This is a genomic window from Leifsonia poae (assembly GCF_050632195.1).
GTDB lineage: Bacteria > Actinomycetota > Actinomycetes > Actinomycetales > Microbacteriaceae > Leifsonia > Leifsonia poae_C.
The window spans coordinates 3,044,810-3,064,260 of record NZ_CP192580.1; the positions used below are offsets into that span (position 1 = coordinate 3,044,810).

Annotated in this window: 16 protein-coding genes and 3 pseudogenes; 16 read left to right on the forward strand and 3 right to left on the reverse strand. The window is 66.4% G+C overall.

From position 1 onward, the window contains the following. Positions 1–27: 27 nt before the first annotated feature. Positions 28–1,767 (reverse strand): CocE/NonD family hydrolase, encoded by a 1,740-nt coding sequence (locus ACQ86A_RS15340; protein WP_431277836.1) that lies wholly within the window; start codon positions 1,765–1,767, stop codon positions 28–30. 123 nt (positions 1,768–1,890) lie between these two features. On the opposite strand from ACQ86A_RS15340, the gene ACQ86A_RS15345 reads away from it, so the two are divergent. Then, positions 1,891–2,523 (forward strand): TetR family transcriptional regulator, encoded by a 633-nt coding sequence (locus ACQ86A_RS15345; protein ID WP_431277837.1) that lies wholly within the window; start codon positions 1,891–1,893, stop codon positions 2,521–2,523. After that, positions 2,520–3,586: pseudogene (locus ACQ86A_RS15350) on the forward strand (magnesium and cobalt transport protein CorA). Before ACQ86A_RS15345 ends, ACQ86A_RS15350 begins: the two are co-directional and overlap by 4 nt. A 24-nt stretch (positions 3,587–3,610) precedes the next feature. Here ACQ86A_RS15350 and ACQ86A_RS15355 read toward each other — a convergent pair. Further along, a pseudogene (locus tag ACQ86A_RS15355) lies at positions 3,611–4,149 on the reverse strand (flavin reductase family protein). Positions 4,150–4,273: 124 nt separating this feature from the next. On the opposite strand from ACQ86A_RS15355, the gene ACQ86A_RS15360 reads away from it, so the two are divergent. The 3 genes from ACQ86A_RS15360 (at position 4,274) to dinB (ending at position 7,670) form a co-directional block, all read left to right on the forward strand. Next, positions 4,274–5,143: an alpha/beta fold hydrolase gene (locus tag ACQ86A_RS15360; protein ID WP_431277838.1), complete on the forward strand. Its 870-nt coding sequence runs from the start codon at positions 4,274–4,276 to the stop codon at positions 5,141–5,143. 219 nt (positions 5,144–5,362) lie between these two features. Further along, complete coding sequence (locus tag ACQ86A_RS15365) at positions 5,363–6,286, forward strand: lipid II:glycine glycyltransferase FemX (protein ID WP_431277839.1); 924 nt, start codon at positions 5,363–5,365, stop codon at positions 6,284–6,286. Positions 6,287–6,473: 187 nt separating this feature from the next. Then, complete coding sequence (dinB, locus tag ACQ86A_RS15370) at positions 6,474–7,670, forward strand: DNA polymerase IV (protein ID WP_431277840.1); 1,197 nt, start codon at positions 6,474–6,476, stop codon at positions 7,668–7,670. Between the two features lie 3 nt (positions 7,671–7,673). On the opposite strand, the gene ACQ86A_RS15375 is transcribed toward dinB, so the two are convergent. Further along, a complete protein-coding gene (locus tag ACQ86A_RS15375; RefSeq protein ID WP_431277841.1) occupies positions 7,674–8,384 on the reverse strand; it encodes a helix-turn-helix domain-containing protein in 711 nt (236 codons plus the stop codon). On the opposite strand from ACQ86A_RS15375, the gene ACQ86A_RS15380 reads away from it, so the two are divergent. From ACQ86A_RS15380 to ACQ86A_RS15430, 11 genes and pseudogenes are all read left to right on the forward strand, one after another. Continuing rightward, positions 8,374–9,972 carry an ABC transporter substrate-binding protein gene (locus tag ACQ86A_RS15380; protein ID WP_431277842.1) on the forward strand — a complete coding sequence of 533 codons (1,599 nt, stop codon included), beginning with the start codon at positions 8,374–8,376 and terminating at the stop codon, positions 9,970–9,972. The genes ACQ86A_RS15375 and ACQ86A_RS15380 overlap by 11 nt on opposite strands. Positions 9,973–10,098: 126 nt before the next feature. Beyond that, positions 10,099–10,521: pseudogene (locus ACQ86A_RS15385) on the forward strand (ABC transporter permease); the annotation flags it as partial. A gap of 131 nt (positions 10,522–10,652) precedes the next feature. After that, positions 10,653–11,120: an ABC transporter permease gene (locus tag ACQ86A_RS15390; protein WP_431277843.1), complete on the forward strand. Its 468-nt coding sequence runs from the start codon at positions 10,653–10,655 to the stop codon at positions 11,118–11,120. A 5-nt stretch (positions 11,121–11,125) separates the two neighbouring features. Then, the gene (locus ACQ86A_RS15395; RefSeq protein WP_431277844.1) at positions 11,126–12,022 is read left to right on the forward strand and encodes an ABC transporter permease; all 897 of its coding nucleotides are present in this window, start codon (positions 11,126–11,128) and stop codon (positions 12,020–12,022) included. An 8-nt stretch (positions 12,023–12,030) separates the two neighbouring features. Then, positions 12,031–12,843: an ABC transporter ATP-binding protein gene (locus ACQ86A_RS15400; RefSeq protein WP_431277845.1), complete on the forward strand. Its 813-nt coding sequence runs from the start codon at positions 12,031–12,033 to the stop codon at positions 12,841–12,843. Next, the gene (locus ACQ86A_RS15405; RefSeq protein WP_431277846.1) at positions 12,843–13,676 is read left to right on the forward strand and encodes an ABC transporter ATP-binding protein; all 834 of its coding nucleotides are present in this window, start codon (positions 12,843–12,845) and stop codon (positions 13,674–13,676) included. Before ACQ86A_RS15400 ends, ACQ86A_RS15405 begins: the two co-directional genes overlap by 1 nt. Beyond that, on the forward strand, positions 13,666–14,913 hold the full coding sequence (locus ACQ86A_RS15410) for an amidohydrolase family protein (protein WP_431277847.1): 1,248 nt from the start codon (positions 13,666–13,668) through the stop codon (positions 14,911–14,913). The genes ACQ86A_RS15405 and ACQ86A_RS15410 overlap by 11 nt, the downstream gene beginning before the upstream one ends. Next, positions 14,910–17,048 carry a DUF885 family protein gene (locus ACQ86A_RS15415; RefSeq protein WP_431277848.1) on the forward strand — a complete coding sequence of 713 codons (2,139 nt, stop codon included), beginning with the start codon at positions 14,910–14,912 and terminating at the stop codon, positions 17,046–17,048. The genes ACQ86A_RS15410 and ACQ86A_RS15415 overlap by 4 nt, the downstream gene beginning before the upstream one ends. Then, entirely contained in the window at positions 17,045–17,977 is a 933-nt protein-coding gene (locus tag ACQ86A_RS15420; RefSeq protein WP_431277849.1) for a dihydrodipicolinate synthase family protein, read from the forward strand. Before ACQ86A_RS15415 ends, ACQ86A_RS15420 begins: the two co-directional genes overlap by 4 nt. Then, entirely contained in the window at positions 17,974–19,176 is a 1,203-nt protein-coding gene (locus ACQ86A_RS15425; protein ID WP_431277850.1) for an NAD(P)/FAD-dependent oxidoreductase, read from the forward strand. The genes ACQ86A_RS15420 and ACQ86A_RS15425 overlap by 4 nt, the downstream gene beginning before the upstream one ends. After that, the gene (locus tag ACQ86A_RS15430) at positions 19,169–19,450 is read left to right on the forward strand and encodes a (2Fe-2S)-binding protein (protein ID WP_431277851.1); all 282 of its coding nucleotides are present in this window, start codon (positions 19,169–19,171) and stop codon (positions 19,448–19,450) included. Before ACQ86A_RS15425 ends, ACQ86A_RS15430 begins: the two co-directional genes overlap by 8 nt. Position 19,451 lies beyond the last annotated feature (1 nt).

Consider the following 19,451-nt stretch of genomic DNA (forward strand, 5'->3'; position numbering starts at 1 on the left):
ATTCCTTACTCGGTTGTCGCGACGGGGTTATCGCGTGAGGACGGGTAGCTGCAGATAGGAGGCGCGCTCGCCGCCGGTGTGGATGACGTGCGTCCCCTCGTTGGCACCGACGTATTCGCGGATGCCGGGCATCATCGTGCCGAGCAGGTTGCGCGAGCTGATCACGAATCGCAGCTGCTCCCCCGCATGGAAGGCCAGCCCGATCGGCAGCAGGTCGATCTCGACATCGACGACCTCGCCGGCGGACAGCTTCTCGACCCGGTCGAACGTGTGGGCCGGCACATCCTGAGTCGAGAGGGTCTCGTTGAGGTGGCGCGCCGAGACGCGAAGTCGGCCGTCGGAGCCCTTGTAGCGGAGGATCGTGGCCCCGTGCTCGGTGACGTCGTGCGCCCGCGCGGTCTGATTCGGCACGGTGAACGCCTGCAGCGGCGTTCCGTACGCGTCGAGCTTCTGCACGAGCACGAACAGATCCAGGTCGTCGGCATCACGCGCCTCGACCCACAGGTGTGCTTTCGGATAGCCCACCAGCTCTGTCTCATCGTCGAAGCGGGTAATGAAGGACACGGCGTTCGGGTTCGAGTCAACGACGTAGGCGGCTTCAGAAGCGTCGGCCGGCGCGGTCGTCGTGAGGTTCCGGATGCGACCGTCGAGGTAGAACTTCGTCGGCACCACCTCGGCCGGCGGGAACGAGTCGGCCGCGACGCCGACTCGGTCGCCGCCTTCGAGGTCGAGCAGCGAATACCGCACCCGAGGCGTCTGTTCCCACCCGTTGTCTTCGCCCCTGAGGAAGTGGTCGAAGAAGCGTCGCAGGTCGTCGACGTTCGCCTCGTCGTAGTAGTCGGGCCACTCCTGGCTGTTGTGGATGCGCAGCCACTTCTCCTCCGACCCGATCCGCCGCCAAGCGCGAAACGTCCCGGCCGTGTGGAGCGTGTTCGAGTAGCTCGCAACGACATAGGCCGGAACCGCGATCTTCTCGAACGCGGGGATCTTGTTCTCCCAGAGCTCGGTCATCTGCGGGTGCGCATCCGCCTCGGCCAGGATGTCCTCCTTACGGTTCTTGCCGAAGAAGCTGCCCTCCTGAAGCTGCCGCGCGAATCCGGTGTCGGGCATCCCGCCGCGCATGACGAGGTCACGGTAGACATCACTGACGCCCTCCCACGGGTTGATCGCGGCGAGGTGCGGCGGCTGTTCCGCAGCGGTGAACCACTGCGAGACAGCGAGGTAGGAGGTTCCACTCATCCCTACCTTGCCCGAGCACCACTCCTGCTCGGCCAGCCACTCGATCACGTCGTAGCAGTCGCGTCCTTCCTGGCGGTCCCACAGCACGCTGTCGCCCTCGGAGTCGACAACGCCGCGAATGTCCGGGTTGCAGATCGCGTATCCCCGGGCGCACCAGTACGCCGGGTCCGGGCCCTCGAACTTCTCGAGACCGGACACGATCCCGTTGTCGAGGCCGACCAACCCGAACACCCCCATGACGCTGACGGATGTGCCCTGGCCCTTCCCGTACGGGCTCCACGCCACGATCACGGGCACCGGGTCGGTGCCGACGGGTCGGAATATGTCGGTGTGGATCGTGACGCCGTCGCGCAGTTGCACGGCCACATCCTTCTCGAACACGATGTCGACCGGCAGCTCCTTGAACTGCGGCGCGATGCGGAACCCCGCCTCCAGAGTGCGGGTGCCGGGCGCGAACTCCGTCAGCAGGCCCGTCCTGCCGGCGGGCAGCGGCTGGGACGGTACGAACATCTTCTGGTCATCGCTCACAGCAAGCTCCTTCGGGTCAGACGAGTCCCGCGTGGGCTCGTGCGTCGGGGATGAGCGTACGTCCGGTCGCCTGAAAACTCAACACCCGTTGAGAAACAATTACCTGATTGCTAGATTCGGACCATGACCGCACAGAAGGAGTCCGCTGCCAAGACGCGACGCGGCCGCAGGCCGGGGTCCGGCAGCACGCGACAAGAGGTGCTCGACGCCGCACGGGCACGATTCGCCGCCGACGGATTCGCGGCCACGACGATCCGCCGGGTCGCCTCGGATGCGGGAGTGGACGCATCCCAGGTCATGCAGTTCTTCGGCTCGAAAGAGGAACTCTTCGCTGCAGTGATGGCTGTGCCGCCGTCGGCGCTCAAGCGGTTCGACACCGTGTTCGAGGGGCCGGATGAGCACCTCGGCGAGCGCGTCGTGCGCGCCTACCTCGAAGCCTGGGAGGGCAGCCCCGACGAGTCGGAGCCTCTGATGGCGATGCTTCGGGGGGCGATCGTCAACGAGACTGCGAGCGCCCAGCTGCGCGACTTCATCCAGTCCCGCATCCTGCACGGCATGAGCGGCGGCGGGGATGCGTCACTGCGGGCGGGTCTCGCATCCTCGATGCTCGTCGGCATCGTCACCGGCCGCCGGATCATCGGCGTGCCGGTGCTGGTCGCGGCGGACAGGGAGAAACTCGTCGCGACCGTCGCTCCGGCGATCCAGCAGCTCCTCGCGGGTGCACGCCCGGCGACCGACCGGAAGGGCGACTCATGACCGCAATCGACGGCCACATCTACGTGGACGGGCACCGCACCTCCGCCCCCGACACTCTCGAAGCGGCCGCGGCTGCGCTTGACGCGGAGAACACCGTCGCCTGGATCGGCCTCCGGGATTCGGACTCTCACGCTCTCGACGAGGCAGCGGCGCTGTTCGGCCTGCATCCCCTCGCCATCGAAGATGCACTGAAGGGCCACCAGCGCGCCAAACTGGAGCGCTACGGCGACACCATGTTCGTCGTCCTCCGTCCCGGAACCTACGACGACGCCACCGAGCAGATCGAGTTCGGCGAGATCCACCTCTTCGTCGGACCCCGTTTCGTGATCACCCTCCGCCGCGGCAACCGGCCCGACCTCACTGCCACGCGGGATGCTCTCGAAGCCGAGCCGACGTTCCTCAGCACGGGGCCCGAGGCAATGCTCACCGCCCTCCTCGACGAGATCGTCGACGGCTACGCGCCCGTCGTATCCGGACTCGAAGAGGACATCGACCAGGTCGAGGACAGCCTGTTCACCGACGGTCACGTCGACCCCTGCTCGCCGAGCGCATCTACCGCCTCATCGAGCAGGTGATCGCGTTCCAGCGCGCCATCGGCCCCCTCCCGAGCATGGTCGAGGGCCTCCTCCGTGGCGCCGGCCGCTACGGCACCGGCGACGACGTGCAGAACCGCCTCCGTAACGTGCTCGACCACGTCGTGCGGATCACCGAACGCGTCAACACCTGCCGGTCACTGCTCGAGAACGCACTCACCGTGCACTCGACGCTCGTCTCCCTCGAACAGAACGACGCCATGCGCCGCATGTCGAGCGCCAGCCTCGCCCAGGGCGTGGAGAGCCGCCGACTCGCGCAGGAGACGATCGAGCAGGGCGAAGAGGTCAAGAAGATCTCCTCCTGGGCGGCGATCCTCTTCACCCCGACACTCATCGCCTCCATCTACGGCATGAATTTCGACCACATGCCCGAACTGCACTGGGTGTGGGGCTACCCGTTCGCGCTCGCGCTGATGCTCGGGCTGGGCGTGGGGCTGTGGGGCATCTTCAAGTGGCGGCACTGGTTGTGAGCTTGGCGTCTGCCCGCCGCTCGCTCAGCGGATATAGCCCGAGCGGAACCGGATCAACGGCTTCTCCGTCGCCCGCGACGCCGCACTCATCGCGACGACCTCCCCCACGAACAGCGTGTGCGTCGCCGCCTCGACCGTGTCCACTGTGCGCAACTCGAACCACGCGAGCGCCCCGTCGATCAACGCGGGCGCATCCGGATCCCGCCGGAAATGCGGGATCTGCCCGAGCATCCCGATGAGCGGATTCCCCGGATCCCCGAGCACGTCAGCCACCGCCCCCTGATCGGACGCCAGCAGACTCAACCCCACCGCCCGGCAGCGGCAACGGTCTCGGCCATGCGCGACAGCGAGTAGAGACTCACCACCATCGTCGGCGGATCGTACGAGACCGACAGATAGTCGGTGATCGTCACCGCGTTGTCCCACGCCCCACTGCGCGCCGTGACCACCGCGACACCCTTCGCCGCACTGACCGCAAGACTCGAGTAGTGCTGCCGATCAACCTCGGTGGCTCCGGATGCGGCGATCACGTGCTCGGGTCGCTCCGACGGATCCGCGTGCATGAGGCCACCCTATGCCGACGGGGTGCGAGCGAGAGCTGTGGGGTCCATCATGTCGCGCCCGCCGGAGACCGCGAAGGCGTAACATCCGTTGCGGAACCCGATCGCCAACGGAGACGAGTCAGACATGGAAACGTACAGCATCAACACTGCCGGCGCCGAGATCGTCTACGACGTCACCGAACCGACCCAGGGAGACGGCGCGCATCCCCCGCTCGTCATGATCGGCCAGCCGATGGATGCGAGCGGCTTCCGTGCCCTGACGTCGTATCTGCCCGACCGCAAGGTGATCACGTACGATCCGCGCGGGCTGGGGCGCAGCACGCGCAGCGATGGCGAGGTGACCAACACTCCCACCGTCCAAGCCGAGGACGTGCACGCGATCATCACGACGCTCGGCGCCGGACCGGTCGACATGTTCGCGAGCAGCGGCGGTGCAGTGACGGCGATGGCCCTGGTGGCCGCGCATCCCGAGGACCTGCGAGTTCTTGTCGCCCATGAGCCGCCGCTACCGGGAGTTCTCCCTGACTCGGAGCGCGCCGAGCGCGCCATGGCGGCATTCCACGAGGTGTACAACTCCCGCGGTTTCGGAGCGGGCATGGCCGCATTCATCATGATGACGTCGTGGCGCGGAGAGTTCACCGACGACTACTTCGCCCTGCCAGCGCCCGATCCTGCGATGTTCGGGCTGCCCGCAGACGACAACGGCTCACGCGACGATCCCCTGCTTTCAGAACGCTCGAACGCGGTCACCGATTATCGGCCGGACGTCGACGCCCTCAAGGCCGCACCGACTCGCGTCGTGATCGGAGTCGGCGAAGAGTCCGAAGGCATCTTCACCGGCCGCGCCGCCGTATCCGTCGCGAAGATGCTCGACACAGAGGCCGTCGTGTTCCCGAGCCACCACGGCGGATTCGGGGCCGAGGACTCCGGATATCCGGGCAAGCCCGAGGCGTTCGCGCGCCGACTCCGCGAGGTTCTCGACGCGCAGAGCTAGGTCAGCTTCCCCGAGGCAGAGGCGCCGAGTCGGGGCCGAATCAATGCTTGTGTCGTCAATAAAAGTCCCAGCCCGGTAGGTAAACGATGGGGTCTCTATGAGACTCCAACGAACCCTGCACACCGGGTCGTATTTACAGCCCGCCCGACGTACCCACCCCGGGCAACCGCAATCGCGGCTCTTCCACGCACGGTTCCCGGGGCGGCAGCCATAACCGCCATGGCAGCGTGGGATGAAACCGTGCTGAAGGCGCAGCCGGGCGCGAACTTCATGCAGTCGAGTACTTGGGCGCGCTTCCGCGAACAGTCACCGTGGCGAGCACGGACCAAGCGGATGCAGACGACGGACGGCGACGGCTTCGATTATCAGAGCTTTTCGCGCCGAGCGCCCGGCCTCGGAGTGCTGGAGCACGCGCCCCGCCTGACTGGCATGACGGATGCCCTGGTCCCCGAGTTCACCGAGCACGTTCGAGCAAGCGCCGACAGGCGGGCCGTCGCCTTCAAGCTCGAGCTGTACCAGTCGCACGACGAGGCCCTGCTGCAGACATTCTTGGGACACGGCTGGCAGCACGCCAGACCTACCCAGTATCGCAATGCGGTCGCAGTCGACCTGAGGGGCACCGCGGCAGACATTCAACAACAGTTCAAGAAGCGCGCACGATATGAAGTGCGTGTCGCCGAGCGGATGGGCGTCGTTGTTGAGCGCGTTCCGCTGACGGCCGAAAACATGGCGCTGATGTTGTCACTCGTCGGTGAGGTCAAACAACGCTCGGGCGCGTTCTTTCGCAAGGAGGAATATCTCAAGTCCTGCTGGCGAACCTTCGACCGGAGTGGCAATGGGCGCTTGTACTTCGCCAGCCATGAGCAGCAAATCATCTGCGGAGCATTCATCACGACATTCGGCAAGCAAGCCTGGTACAAAGACGGCGGATCCTTGCGGGTCAAAACCGAGATGATGGCGCCACGATACATGCATTGGCGAATCATGACGGATCTGCAAAGCGAAGGGTTCGAGCGCTACGAGCTGGGCAACATCCCTTCACCAGAAGTTGCCTCCACTAGTTCGATGGCGGGATTGTTCACCTTCAAGACGGGCTTTTCGCAGGTCACCGAGCAGTACCTGCCTGCACTGGAACTCCCCTGAATCGTCGCTACGCGATGTGGCACTCACAAGAAGCCAATCTGCTCCGTCTGCACTCAGCGCTCACGCACGACTATTGGTACTGACGGGCCAATTCGCGACGTCCCGGCTGGTGACTCGAGCGCCCCGGCATCGGTGTCCGCGGTCCGTGCGACGATTCACCTGAAGGTGCGATCGATCGGAGGGCGGGATGCGGGGCGAGGCGACCGTGTTGCACGCCGACCTCGACGCGTTCTACGCCTCGGTCGAACAGCGTGACGCCCCCGAGCTGCGCGGGCGGCCCGTCATCGTCGGCGGCGGCGTGGTTCTAGCCGCGAGCTACGAGGCAAAAGCGCGCGGCGTGCGCACTGCGATGGGCGGTCGGCAGGCTCGCGATCTGTGTCCGGATGCGGTGGTCGTCCCGCCGCGCATGGACGCGTACTCCACCGCGAGCAAGGACGTGTTCGCGATCTTCCGCGACACGACACCGCTCGTAGAGGGGCTCTCGATCGACGAGGCGTTCCTAGAAGTCGGCGGGCTCAGGCGCATCGCTGGCACCCCCGAGACGATCGCGATCGGCTTGCGAGAGCGGGTGAAGGCAGAGGTCGGTCTCGCCATCTCGATCGGGATCGCACGGACCAAGTTCCTCGCCAAGGTCGCCAGCGCCGCGAGCAAACCCGACGGACTCCTCCTCGTCGAGCCCGAGCGAGAACAGGAATTCCTCCTCCCCCTCCCTGTCGAACGCCTCTGGGGCGTCGGCGCCGTCACCGCAGAGAAACTGCACCGACTCGGCATCCGCACGGTCGGTCAGCTTGCCGAGCTCGAAGAGTCAACAACCGAAAGACTGCTCGGCAAAGCGGCCGGCGCACACTTGCACGCCCTAGCCCGGCTGAGGGATCCGCGCCCGGTCGACTCTACGAAACGACGCGGGTCCATTGGCTCTCAGCGCGCCCTCGGAAACCGCCCGCGCACGGCCGAAGAACTCGACCTCATCCTGACCCAGATCGTCGACCGCCTCGCTCGCCGCCTCCGCGACGGCGACCGCACCTGCCGCACGATCGTCCTACGACTCCGCTTCGGCGACTTCACCAGAGCCACCCGCTCGCGCACCTTTGGCTACCCCACAGACCGCACATCCGTGCTGCTCACCGTCGCCCAAGGCCTCCTCGCTGCCGCTCAGCCGCAGATCACCGAACGCGGCATCACCCTCATCGGCATCTCCCTGTCGCAACTGGGACGCTCCGACACCTTCCAACCCGAACTGCCGATCGACTGGAACGACGGCGCGCGCCTCGACACGGTACTCGACGAGGTCCGCGATCGCTTCGGCGCCGCATCCGTCTCTCGCGCCGCCCAACTCGGCCGCGATCCAGGATGGTCGACTCCGCTGTTGCCAGAGCACGAATAGCGGTTATGGCATGGGTGGAGTGACGGCGATGACGATGGAGGTCTCGGCGTCCGTCGCATTGACGTACCGGTGGGCCTGACGGGAATCGAACGTGATCGACTGGCCCGCGCCGAGGGTGTACTCCGCGTCGCCGATCTCGACCAGCAGTTCGCCTGAGATCACATAGGCGCACTCCGTTGACGGGTGGGCCCAGAGTTTCGCCGAGCTGGCCCGCCCGGGCGGAATGATCGCGGTCAGCATTTCGAGGTCTCCGCGGCCGGGGGTGAGCCGTTCGTAGACGAATTCACCGCCGGTCGTGCCGAGCGTGGGGCGCTGGTCGGGAGAGGTGACGTGAATAAGCGGGGCGTCGGGGTCGGTGAACAGCGACGAGATCGCGGCCTCGAAGACGCCGGCGAGCTTGCGGAGCGAGCCCAAGCTCGGATCAGCGGTTCCGTTCTCGATCTGACTCAGCATTCCGACCGAGAGACCCGAGAGCTCCGCTAGTTGCTTCAGTGTCATCCCGCGTTCGAGCCGCAGCGCTTTGAGTCTGTCTCCCAGCACGTTGTGTGCCCTTTCGTTGTAACAAGTTCGATACAGATTAACAAATTTTAATGCAATTGAATTAGGCTGCCGGAAATCACCCTGCTGCACCATCAGCTGAGGTCGTCCAGGAACTCTACCGGCCCGGGCGTTCTCCGAAATCACAAGGAAGTCTGGACCGAGAATGATGAACAAGCCTCAACGATTGCTCGCGGTCGTCGCGGGCCTCGCCGCGATCCCGCTGACGCTCACCGCATGCGCGGCGACGTCCTCCTCTTCCACCGGCGGGGGATCGAAGACCCTGACCGTCGACACCTCGTTCGTCCTGAAGACGCTGGACCCGGGAACGGTCTACGAGCAGACCGGCGCGACCGCGGTGCACAGCATCTACGACACCCTCGTCACGTTCGCGGGTTCCGACGTCTCGGAGATCAAGCCTGACCTCGCCTCGTCATTCGACGCGTCGTCCGACGCAAAAACATTCACCTTCCACCTTCGCGACGACGTGACCTTCTCCGACGGAACCAAGCTGACTGCAGACGACGTGGTCTTCAGTCTCACGCGCCTGCAGAACCTCAAGGGCAGCGCGTCGCAGACGGTTGCCGGCCTCGCCTTCAGTTCGACCGACGCCAAGACGGTCGTCGTGACGTCGGACATCCCGAACCCCGATGTTCCGACTATTCTCGCGATGCCGAGCACGGGCATCCTCAACTCGGCAGAGGCGAAGAAGCATGGCGCAACCGATGCGGCCGACGCTGCCACGAGCGACAAAATCGGAACCTACCTCGACACCCACTCGATCGGCTCCGGCCCGTACACGATCGGCAGCTACGACCCCAGCTCCAAAGTCGTGCTGAAGGCCAACCCGAAGTACTGGGGCAGTGCGCCGGCATACGGCCGTGTCGTCCTGCAGAACGTGGACGTGCAGAACCAGAAGCTCACGATCAGTAAATCGGCCGGCGATGAGATGGCGCTCGACCTGTCGGGTGCTCTGTCGGAGGGTCTGCCGTCGACTGTGCAGGTATCCGGCGTTCCCGACACCTCGTACTTCTTGAGTCTCAACCAAGACCCGTCAGTCTCGAAGGTCACCTCGAACCCGGCGTTCGTCAAGGCTCTGCGCGCCGCGATCGACAACAAGGGCATCGCCGAGTTGTTCGGAAAGGACGCGACTGCGGCCGCGGGTCTCGTGCCTCCCGCGTTCGCGGGCGCCCTGCCCCAGTCGGATGCTCCGAAGCGCGACCTCGCTCAGGCGAAGTCCCTGCTCGAAGGCGCGGGTCTCAGCAATCCGACGGTCAAGCTCATCTACCCGGCCATCACCTACCGCGGCGTCGACCTCGGCACCGTGGTCACGAAGGTGCAGTCCGACGCCAAGGAGGCCGGCATCGACATCGAGCTGACCCCGCAGCCGATCAACGTCTTCCTCGACTCGCAGTCGACAGGCAAGAACGAGATCGGGTTCTCGCCGAACAGCCTGAACTACCCGGTCGCGGCCTCGCTGGTCAACAACATGGCTCCCGGAGCGAGCACCTCACTCCGCACGGGCTGGACGGTTGAGCGCGCCGACCCGTCGGCCGTTGCCGCAGGCGCCGCAGTGTCCGCGGCCACCACGCAGGATGCCCGCAACACGGCGATGCAGGACTGGCAGAAGGTCATGAACGCGACCTCGCCGTATATCCCGCTGGCCAACAACTCCGGCATCGTGGTTGCCGCCGGCAACCTGAAGGGCGCGGTCTACTCGCCTGCCGGCTGGACCGTCGACCTCGCTGCGGTGAGCAGCAAGTAGGCGGTTCCCCCTGAACACGGTGCCGGCGGGCCTCCTGTGCGGTCCGCCGGCACCGTACCTCCTCCCCTTTCTCCTCTCCACGCACCGCGCGGCCCGATCGCGCGCGCGAATCCCGAAAGACCTGACATGCCCCCTCTGGTGAAGACGATCGCGAAGCGCGTGCTCACGACGATCGTGCTGCTCTGGGGCGTCACCGTCGTCACGTTCATCCTGGTGAGCGTGGTGCCCGGCGACCCCGCAGCGGCGAACCTCTCGCAGCAGGCGTACGACGACCCGGCGATCCGGGAGGCGTTCCGCCAGAAGTGGGGCCTCGATCAGCCCCTGATCGTGCAATACGGCCGCTATCTCTGGAACATCCTGCACGGCGACCTCGGAACGTCTCAGCAGACGCACCGTCCGGTGCTGCAGGACCTCGGTCAGTACATTCCAGCCACGATCGAGATCGCCATCCCAGCGATGATCATCGCCATCGTGATCGCGGTGGCGCTCGGCATCCTGTCGGCCATGCGCAAAGGCAGCGCGACGGACAACGGCATCCGGGTGCTCTCACTCACGGGTCTCTCGACGCCGCCGTTCTGGCTCGCGCTCGTCGCCCTCTACATCTTCTTCTATGTGCTCGGCTGGGTGCCCAACGGCGGACGACTCAGCAACAGCTTCGATCCCCTCCCACGATCACCGGCATGTACACGGTGGACGCGCTGCTCTCCGGTCAACTCGACGTGTTCTGGGATGCGGCGTGGCACCTCGTGCTGCCGGTTGCGATCCTCGCGTTCCTCACGATTTCAGGACTGCTGCGGTTCGTACGATCGTCGATGCTCGAGGTCCTCGACTCGGACTACATCCGCGCCGCCGTCGCCAAGGGGCTGCCGCGTCGCATCATCACCTGGCGGCATGTCTTCCGCGCTGGACTGCTTCCGGTTCTCACCGTCTCCGGCCTGACCATGGCATCGCTTCTGGGCGGCGCCGTCTTGGTCGAGCAGATTCTGAGTTGGCCTGGTCTCGGGCAGTACGCCTACAAGAGCGCGCTCTCGCTCGATCTCCAGGCGATCCTCGGAGTGACGCTGTTCGTCGCACTCGTCTACACCCTGATCAACCTGCTCGTCGACGTGCTGTACACCGTCGTCGACCCCCGGATCGGATCGAAATGACTGTCATGCCACCTCCAACCGAGACACTCGTGCACGCCGTCAGCCGCGCTGGCACCGATCGGATGCTGCGGTCGCAGTTCGGCTCGGTCTGGCGTCGCCCGTGGACCGTCGTCTCGATCGCCGTCATCGTGATCTGGGCGCTCCTGGCGCTCTTCGCGCCCTGGATCGCCCCGTACGATCCGCTCAAGACGGTCGGCGCCAACCTGCAGCCGCCGACCGGTGCCCACTGGTTCGGGACCGACGAGCTCGGCCGCGATGTCCTCAGCCGGGTGATCGTCGGCACTCGGCTCTCGCTGCCTCTCGCGGTCGTCATCGTCGCACTGTCTTTGCTGGTCGGCGGTATCGTCGGCCTGCTCGCCGGATACCTCGGTCGAGCCGTCGACACGGTCGCGATGCGACTGGCCGACCTGGTCCTGGCGTTTCCGCAGATCATCCTCGCGATGGCCGTCACCGCGGCGTTCGGACCGAGCACCGGGAACGCGGTGCTCGCTCTGGTGATCGTGTCCTGGCCGCTCTACGCGCGCATCATTCGAAGCTCGGTCCTCAGCGTTCGCGAGCAGGAGTACGTCGTGTCGGGGCAGCTTCTCGGATCGGGGACGATCAAGTCGATCGTCAAAGACGTGATCCCGAACAGCGCCGGTCCAGCGCTCGTTATGGCGACCATCGAGCTGGGCAACGCCATCCTGATGCTCGCGGCATTGTCTTTCCTCGGCCTCGGTCCTCGCCCTCCGGCGGCCGAATGGGGTGCCATGATCGCCCTCGGCTCACAGAACCTCTCGAACTGGTGGATCAGCCTGTTCCCGGGACTGGCGATCCTCACGATCGTACTCGCCTTCAACATGCTCGGCGACAGCGTCCAGGACTACCTGGATCCGCGCAATCGGACGGGGAGGCTGCGATGAGGCCACTGATGACCATCGACGCGCTCACCGTGTCGCTGCCGACGTCGTCCGGCTATGTGGATGTCGTGCGAGACGCCACCCTCACGGTCGGCGAGGGTGAGATCGTCGGGCTGGCAGGCGAGAGTGGTTCCGGAAAGACGATGACCTCCTCGGCCATCCTCGGGATCCTCCCCAAGGGAGCGCGCACTTCGGGGGCGGTGACCTTCGAGGACCAGAACCTGCTGACCCTGTCGGAGCGCGAGCTCGGCCCTGTACGCGGCAATCGCATCGCGATGGTCTTCCAAGATCCGTCCGCAGCCCTGCATCCCTTGCTCACGATCGGGACGCAGATCACCGAGCACATGCGGCACCACCTCGGGATCAGCAAGAAGCTGGCCGTGGAACGCGCTGTCGAACTCCTCGACCAGGTGCGGATCGCCGAGCCCCGAAAGGCGTTGCGTTCGTACCCTCACCAGTTCTCCGGCGGGATGCGGCAACGTGCCGCGATCGCCATCGCCCTGGCGTGCGAGCCGCGGCTCCTGATCGCCGACGAGCCGACGACCGCACTCGACGTGACCGTTCAGGCGGGCATCCTGGAACTCTTCGATCGCCTGCGCGACGAGACAGGTGTTTCCGTGCTGTTCATCACGCACGACCTGGGCGTGCTGTCGACGATCGCCGACCGTACCTACGTCTTCAAGGACGGCTCCGTCGTGGAGTCGGGTGACACCGAGGATGTGTTGCTGCGCCCGAGCCACGAATACACCAAGGCGTTGATCGCATCACGGGCGCAGTCGCTCGCTCAAGATCGAGTCGCCGCGTCGGCGGAAGGGACACACTGATGAACGTGCTCGAGATCGACGACGTCCATGTGACCCATCAGCGTCGCGGGCAGGACCCTGTGCGTGCCGTGCGTGGGGTCAGCCTGGCTGTCGCCCCGGGCCAGATCGTTGGGCTCGTCGGAGAGTCCGGATGCGGCAAGTCGTCCCTGGCTCGCGTCGCCGTGGGCTTGTCAGCGCCCACCTCGGGTGCTGTGCGGTTCGAGGGCCGGCCGCTGGCCGCATCCGGGGTCCGTGCCCGGGCCAAGGATGCGCTCGGACTGCAGATGATCTTCCAGAACCCATATGCGTCGCTCAGCCCTCGTCGCACGATCGGTAACCAGCTGCTCGATGGTGTGCGCACGCCGCTGTCCGGCCCGGCGCGCGCGGCAGAGGCGATCCGGCTGCTGCAACTCGTCGGGCTCGACCCCGACAGCCGCAGTCGCTATCCGAATCAGTTCTCGGGCGGTCAGCGCCAGCGTCTGGCGATCGCACGTGCGCTCGCAGCGCGGCCGTCGCTGGTGATCGCCGACGAACCTGTCACCGCACTCGACGCCTTCTCGTCCGCCCAGATCGTCACGTTGCTCACGGGGCTCGTGCGCGAACTCGGGATGGGGATGCTCTTCATCTCTCACGACCTCTCGCTCGTCAGGGCCATCGCCGACGAGACCGCAGTGATGTTCGCAGGCGAGATCGTCGAACGCGGGCCGTCGGAGCGGGTGTGGAATGAACCCGTGCACGACTACACCAAGACACTGATCGCCGCGATCCCGGTGATCGGGCCGAAGACCACTCGCCGGAAGGCTGCGGGCTCCGCAGCGGCCGCCGGCCACGAAAGGAACAGCCATGTCGGTTGACACCATCGTCGAGACCTCGATCGGAACTCTGCTGACCGGTATCCGGTTGTTCGACGGCACGAGCGGCGAACTGCTGACGGAACACGCGATCGAGATCGATCGAGAAGGAACGATCGTCGCACTGGGTGAGGAGGCGGACGTCGTCCGCGCCGCGGCACCGGATGTGCGCCGCATCAACCTCGGTGGCCGCGTGCTCTCGCCCGGACTCATCAACATGCACGTGCACTTCGGTCTGGCCCTTCCCGGCACTGCGGGCGATCTTGTCTCCGGCGGTTCCGATGGCGATCTGCTGCTGGTGATGGCCGACTCGGCCCGACGCACCCTTCTCTCGGGTGTGACGACCGTGCGGCTGGTCGGCGAGAGCCGCTACCTCGATTTCGCACTGCGGCGCGGGGTACGCGCCGGCGCGATCGACGGTCCGCGCATCTTCACCGCCGGCCACGCGCTGTGCTGCACCGGCGGTCACGGGTGGGAGTCTGACGCGCTCGAAGGCGACGGACCAGACGACTTCCGCAGGCTCACCCGGCTACAGATCCGCGAGGGCGCCGATCTGATCAAGGTGTGCGTGTCCGGTGGCATCGCGGGCGAGCACGAGCAGATCGACACTCCGCAGTTGTTCGACGACGAGATGGCGGCCGTCATCCAGGTCGCCCACGATTGGGGGCGCAAGGTCACGGCGCACGTCGGGCCCTCATCGACTCTCGACCGCGCCATACGGCTCGGACTCGACTGTGTGGAGCATGGCTACGAGCTGACCCGCGAGACGACCGATCTGATGGCCGAGCACGGCGTCTGGTACGTCCCGACGATCACCGTGAGCCGATGCGCCGACTTCTTCGACGAGCAGGGAGTTCCCGCCTGGATGAAGGAGCGCGCTCTGGGTGCAGGACCGCGGCACTGGGAGAGCCTCGAGAACGCGATCGCCAGCGGCGTCAAGATCGCCATGGGCACGGACATGCCGCCCGCCGCCGGTTTCGACGGCACGACGGCGACCGTTCGCGAAATGGAGTTCATGGTCGAGGCCGGGATGTCGCCACTCGACGTGATGCGATCGGCCACGTCGCAAGCCGCTGAGCTGATCGGCGACCAGACGTTCGGGACGATCAGGATCGGCGCCCGCGCGGACTTCGTGGCGATGGCTGACGACCCGACCACGGAGGTCTCGGCATTGCGCGGGATCGACTGGGTGATGAAGGACGGCCGCGTGTACCGCGACGACCGCGAGGCCAGCCGATGAGCGCGGTGCGCGCGATCGCCGATCGCTACGTGGAGGCACTCGCCCTGCACGAGCCGTCGGCCGCACAGGCGCTGGGCCGACCAGCGGCCGATCGTCTGCCGGATTTCTCTCCCGAGTGGGCAGAAGCCCGCCGGATGCTCGACGAGTCGACCGCAGCAGAGCTCCGTTCTCTCGACCCGCGAGGGTTCAGCCACGCCGATCGTGCGCTGCACGCGGCGATGGTCGAACGGCTGGAGAGCGAGGTCGCTCTTTTCGACACCGGCTTCACCCCGCGACTGCTTGCCCCTTTGGCCACTCCGGTGCACTTCATCCGCGAAGCCTTCGACGACACCGTCGTGACCTCCGACGACGCCGGCGATGCCGTTCTGTCTCGCCTCGCCGCGGTACCCGCGACTCTGGCCGACCTGCGCCGCCGGCTCGAGTGGTCGCGCGACCAGGGCGTCGGCGGGCGGTTCAGCGGAGGCGGCGTCGCCGGTGCGACCCAGGTGACGGTGGTCGCCGACCAGATCGCATCCTGGATCGACCCCGCCGGAATGAACTACTTCGGGTCGCTGCGGACCGAAGCGCTGGACCCCGCACGCACTGCCAGGCTCGCTGTTCTCGCCCCTGACGCGACCGCTGCCTTCGCCTCCTTCGAGGAGTTCCTGCGTTTCGATCTGGCGACTGACGCGCCCGCTCAGGATGCCGTCGGCGAGGAGGTCTACCAGGCCACCTCGCGCGCCTTCCTCGGCAGCGATCTGGATCTCGATGAGATCTACGCATTCGGCTGGAGTGAACTGGAACGCCTCGTCGCAGAATCGCGTCGGATCGCGTCCGAAATAACCGGGACTCCGGCGGACTCCGATGTGACGCGCCGCGCGGTCGCCATGCTGGAGACATCTGGAGAGCAGGCGCTCTCGGGCCCTGACGAGATCGCAGCGTGGCTGCGATCTCGCGTGGACCAGACGATCGCACAGCTCGACGGCACCGCCTTCGACCTGCCCTCGGACACCGGCGAGGTGGAGTGCGTGGTCACCGAGGCCGCATCCGGAGTCGTCTACTACCTTCCTGGCGCACCCGACGGGAGCAGTCCGAGCAAGATCGTGTGGACCATCCCCCGTGGCAGCTCATCGATCGCGACCTGGCACGAGGTCACCAGCGTGCATCACGAGGGAGTCCCCGGGCATCACTTGGAGCACTCCATCAACCGGGCCAACGCATCCCTGCACCCGTGGCAGCGCTACCTCTGCGAAGTGCACGGGTACGCCGAGGGCTGGGCGCACTACGCAGAGGGCCTGGCCGATGAGCTGGGACTGATCCGCACCCCCGCGGAGCGCTCTGGGCATGGTGTTCGGCCAGATCTGGCGTTCTGTACGCATCGTCGCCGATCTGGGGCTGCACACCGAGCGGCCGATTCCCATGACGTCGCTCACCGAGGACGCATCCTGGACGCCGGAGCTCGCCCGCACCTTCCTGCGCGACCTGGCGATGACGGATGCTCACACCGCGAAATTCGAGGTCGACAGGTACTTCGGTTGGCCGGGGCAGGCGCTCGCATTCAAGGTCGGGGCGAAACTCTGGCGCGACGCGCGCGAACAGTCCCGCGAAAGCCTCGGCGCCGACTTCGATCTCAAGCGATTCCACCAGGATGCGCTGGGCGCGGGCCCCATGGGCCTCGGCCCGCTGCGCTCGACACTGCTGGCGGACCGATGACCACGAAAGGCACCACAGTGCACAACTCAGATCCTGTCGCCGAACTCCACGAATTCATCGAGGAGCTCTATGCACACTTGGCCGATCGCGCCGCATTCGATGAACGGCTGCATCCAGACGTGACCGTTTGGGAAACCGCCGATCCGCGGCTGTTGCGGGGAATCGTCGAACTCGACGAACTCCGTGGGCCGGCGATCGCGCCCGAGAAGCGCACGAGTCCGCTTCCGCTGGTCGAGCCTGTCGACGTGGTCGCCGATCGGTGGGGCGACACCGGAGTCATCCGCTATCGGCTGGAAGTGCGGGCATCCGTCGGCGAGCCGATCGGCGAACTGGTCCGCGTCACCGACGTCGTGAGACGCGGCGACTCCGGCTGGCAGATCGTGCACCACCACGCCACTGACATCGAGCCGGCGACTACGCCGGCCGGGGAGGAGAACCGATGAACCGGGACACTGTGGAGTGGCACGGTTACATCCCCGCCATCACGACCCCGTTCACCCGCGACGGGGAGCTCGACTTCGCCGCGTTCGAGGAGCAGCTGGGCTGGCTCACCGCCGAACGGATGCACGGTGTCGTGCTCGCCGGAACGACCGGGGAATGGTTCAGTCTGAGCGAGACCGAACGCGCCGAGCTCTTCCAGCAGGGCGCTACCTTGGCCGGTTCGAGCATGTGGGTGCTCGGCGGGTGCAACGCATTCACCGCGGCAGAAGCCATCCGGCACGCACACGCAGCGGAACGGGCCGGCCTCGACGGAATCCTGCTCACGCCTCCCCCGTACATCGTCCCGACGAGGCGCGAAATCGTTGCCTTCTATCAGGAGGTCTCCCATGCGACCGATATCCCGATCTGCATCTACAACTGGCCTCGCGGCTGCATCGTCGACCTCGATACCGATCTGCTGACCGAGCTCGCGGAGATTGAGAACGTGGTGGCCATCAAGAACTCGACCGGGGACACGGCCGGATTCCTGAACGGCCTGTATGCCCTGGGCGACCGGGTGCGCTACTTCGGCATTCCGACGAGCGGCCTCGGCGCCGATCTGGTCGGTCTCGGCCGCGGCGACGGGCTCATGGGCTCAGGCGCTCCGCTCGGCTCCGACCACCCCGACTTCTGGCGTGCACTTGCCGCCGGAGACCGCGACCGGGCCCTGGCACTCGGCGCCAAAGATCGCGTCGTGATGCAGCGCTGGTTCACGCAGGACTACGGAGCCCAGTTCGGCAACGCCCAAGCGATCATGAAGACCGCGCTCCGCTTGCGGGGCGTACCGGCCGGCTACGTTCGCCGGCCGCTGCTCGAACTCACGGAAGATCAGGTGCAGATCGTGCGTTCGACGCTGGAAGGTCTCGGCGTCGAAACCGTCCCCCTCTCGTGAGAACGGTCGTCGACTCGGTCGTCGTCGGCGGTGGCCTGCTCGGTTCGGCCCTGGCGTGGATGCTCGCGCGCGATGGAGCCGATGTGGTGCTGCTCGAGCGCGATCAATTGAACCAGCACGCGTCGGGCCAGAACGCGGGCAGTCTGCACTTCCAGCTCGAATACCGGATGGTGGAGCACGGCCTGGACGCGGCGAGGCAAGCCGCAGAGGCGATGCCGTTGCATCTGGATGCCGCTGCGCACTGGGCCCGTCTCGCTGACGAACTGGGCGAATCCGTCGGAGTCGTGCAGAACGGCGGGCTGATGCTCGCCGAGAATGCGGAGCAAGCGGGCGTCCTCGAACGGAAGGCCGAGCTCGAGCGCTCGTGGGGGCTCGACGTCTCCCTCCTCGACGGCGACGAAGTGCGCTCTATCGCGCCGTACCTCTCACAGTCCGTTGTTGCTGCTGCGTTCTGTCCGATCGAGGGAAAGGCCGACACCCGGCGGGCAGGGCCTGCACTCGCACGCGGCGCCGAGCGGCTCGGGGCGAGCATCCACACGCGGACGAAGGTCACTGCGATCCGACGCGACGGATTCGCGTGGCGCGTCGACACGTCGTCGATCGAAGCTGACGGACGCGCCACCGAGCGTTCCTTCCATGCCCAGACCGTGATGCTCGCCGGCGGCGTCTGGACCTCCGAGCTCGGAGCGATGCTTGACGTCCACCTGTCCACGATCCCCTTGGCGCTGACGATGTCGGTCACCGCGAAAACGCCCGCGTTCATCCCTCACCTCGTGCAGCACGCGGGAACCCGGCTGTCGCTGAAGCAGTCATCCGACGGAACAGTTCTCATCGGCGGAGGCTGGCCTGCGCTGCTCGCGACCGACGCTGACGGGCGCCCGGATCTGTCGGCGCGACCCCGGCTGATGGAGGAGTCCGTCGCCGGCAACGCGCTGGCCGCGATGCGTGTGGTACCGGCTTTGGCACCGCTTCCGGTGCTGCGCACCTGGGTCGGGACGACCACGGTGACCCCGGACCAGTTGCCGCTGGCGGGCGAGGTTCCCGGACGCGCAGGAGTGTTCGTCGCGACCGGCGGGTCGGCCTTCACGCTCGGCCCCAGTTTCGCGCGCATCCTGGCCGATCTGGCGCAAGGCCGCAGCACGGCGATCGAGATGGCGCCGTATCAACCGTTGCGATTCGGAGGTCTTGCCCATGTCTGAGTCGAAGAGGCTGCCCCGCGAACGCGAGCAGGCGGTGACGGTGGAGGTCGACGGTTCGCCGGTCGTGTGCTTCGCCGGCGAGACGATCGCCACAGCGCTACTAGCCGATGGGGTGGCCAAGTTCGCGACCCGCGCGGGCGAGCCGCGGCAGCCCCTGTGCAACATGGGCACCTGCTTCGACTGCTCGGTCGTGGTCGACGATCGACCCCTGACCCGCGCCTGCCTGACCCCGGTGGCCGACGGGATGCGCATCAGCACCGGACAAGGAGACTGAC

Coding starts and splice junctions, on each gene's coding strand:
- ACQ86A_RS15345 (WP_431277837.1), top strand. CDS start 1,891: ATGACCGCACAGAAGGAGTCCGCTGCCAAGACGCGACGCGGCCGCAGG.
- ACQ86A_RS15360 (WP_431277838.1), top strand. CDS start 4,274: ATGGAAACGTACAGCATCAACACTGCCGGCGCCGAGATCGTCTACGAC.
- ACQ86A_RS15365 (WP_431277839.1), top strand. CDS start 5,363: ATGGCAGCGTGGGATGAAACCGTGCTGAAGGCGCAGCCGGGCGCGAAC.
- dinB (WP_431277840.1), top strand. CDS start 6,474: ATGCGGGGCGAGGCGACCGTGTTGCACGCCGACCTCGACGCGTTCTAC.
- ACQ86A_RS15380 (WP_431277842.1), top strand. CDS start 8,374: ATGATGAACAAGCCTCAACGATTGCTCGCGGTCGTCGCGGGCCTCGCC.
- ACQ86A_RS15390 (WP_431277843.1), top strand. CDS start 10,653: ATGTACACGGTGGACGCGCTGCTCTCCGGTCAACTCGACGTGTTCTGG.
- ACQ86A_RS15395 (WP_431277844.1), top strand. CDS start 11,126: ATGCCACCTCCAACCGAGACACTCGTGCACGCCGTCAGCCGCGCTGGC.
- ACQ86A_RS15400 (WP_431277845.1), top strand. CDS start 12,031: ATGACCATCGACGCGCTCACCGTGTCGCTGCCGACGTCGTCCGGCTAT.
- ACQ86A_RS15405 (WP_431277846.1), top strand. CDS start 12,843: ATGAACGTGCTCGAGATCGACGACGTCCATGTGACCCATCAGCGTCGC.
- ACQ86A_RS15410 (WP_431277847.1), top strand. CDS start 13,666: ATGTCGGTTGACACCATCGTCGAGACCTCGATCGGAACTCTGCTGACC.
- ACQ86A_RS15415 (WP_431277848.1), top strand. CDS start 14,910: ATGAGCGCGGTGCGCGCGATCGCCGATCGCTACGTGGAGGCACTCGCC.
- ACQ86A_RS15420 (WP_431277849.1), top strand. CDS start 17,045: ATGAACCGGGACACTGTGGAGTGGCACGGTTACATCCCCGCCATCACG.
- ACQ86A_RS15430 (WP_431277851.1), top strand. CDS start 19,169: ATGTCTGAGTCGAAGAGGCTGCCCCGCGAACGCGAGCAGGCGGTGACG.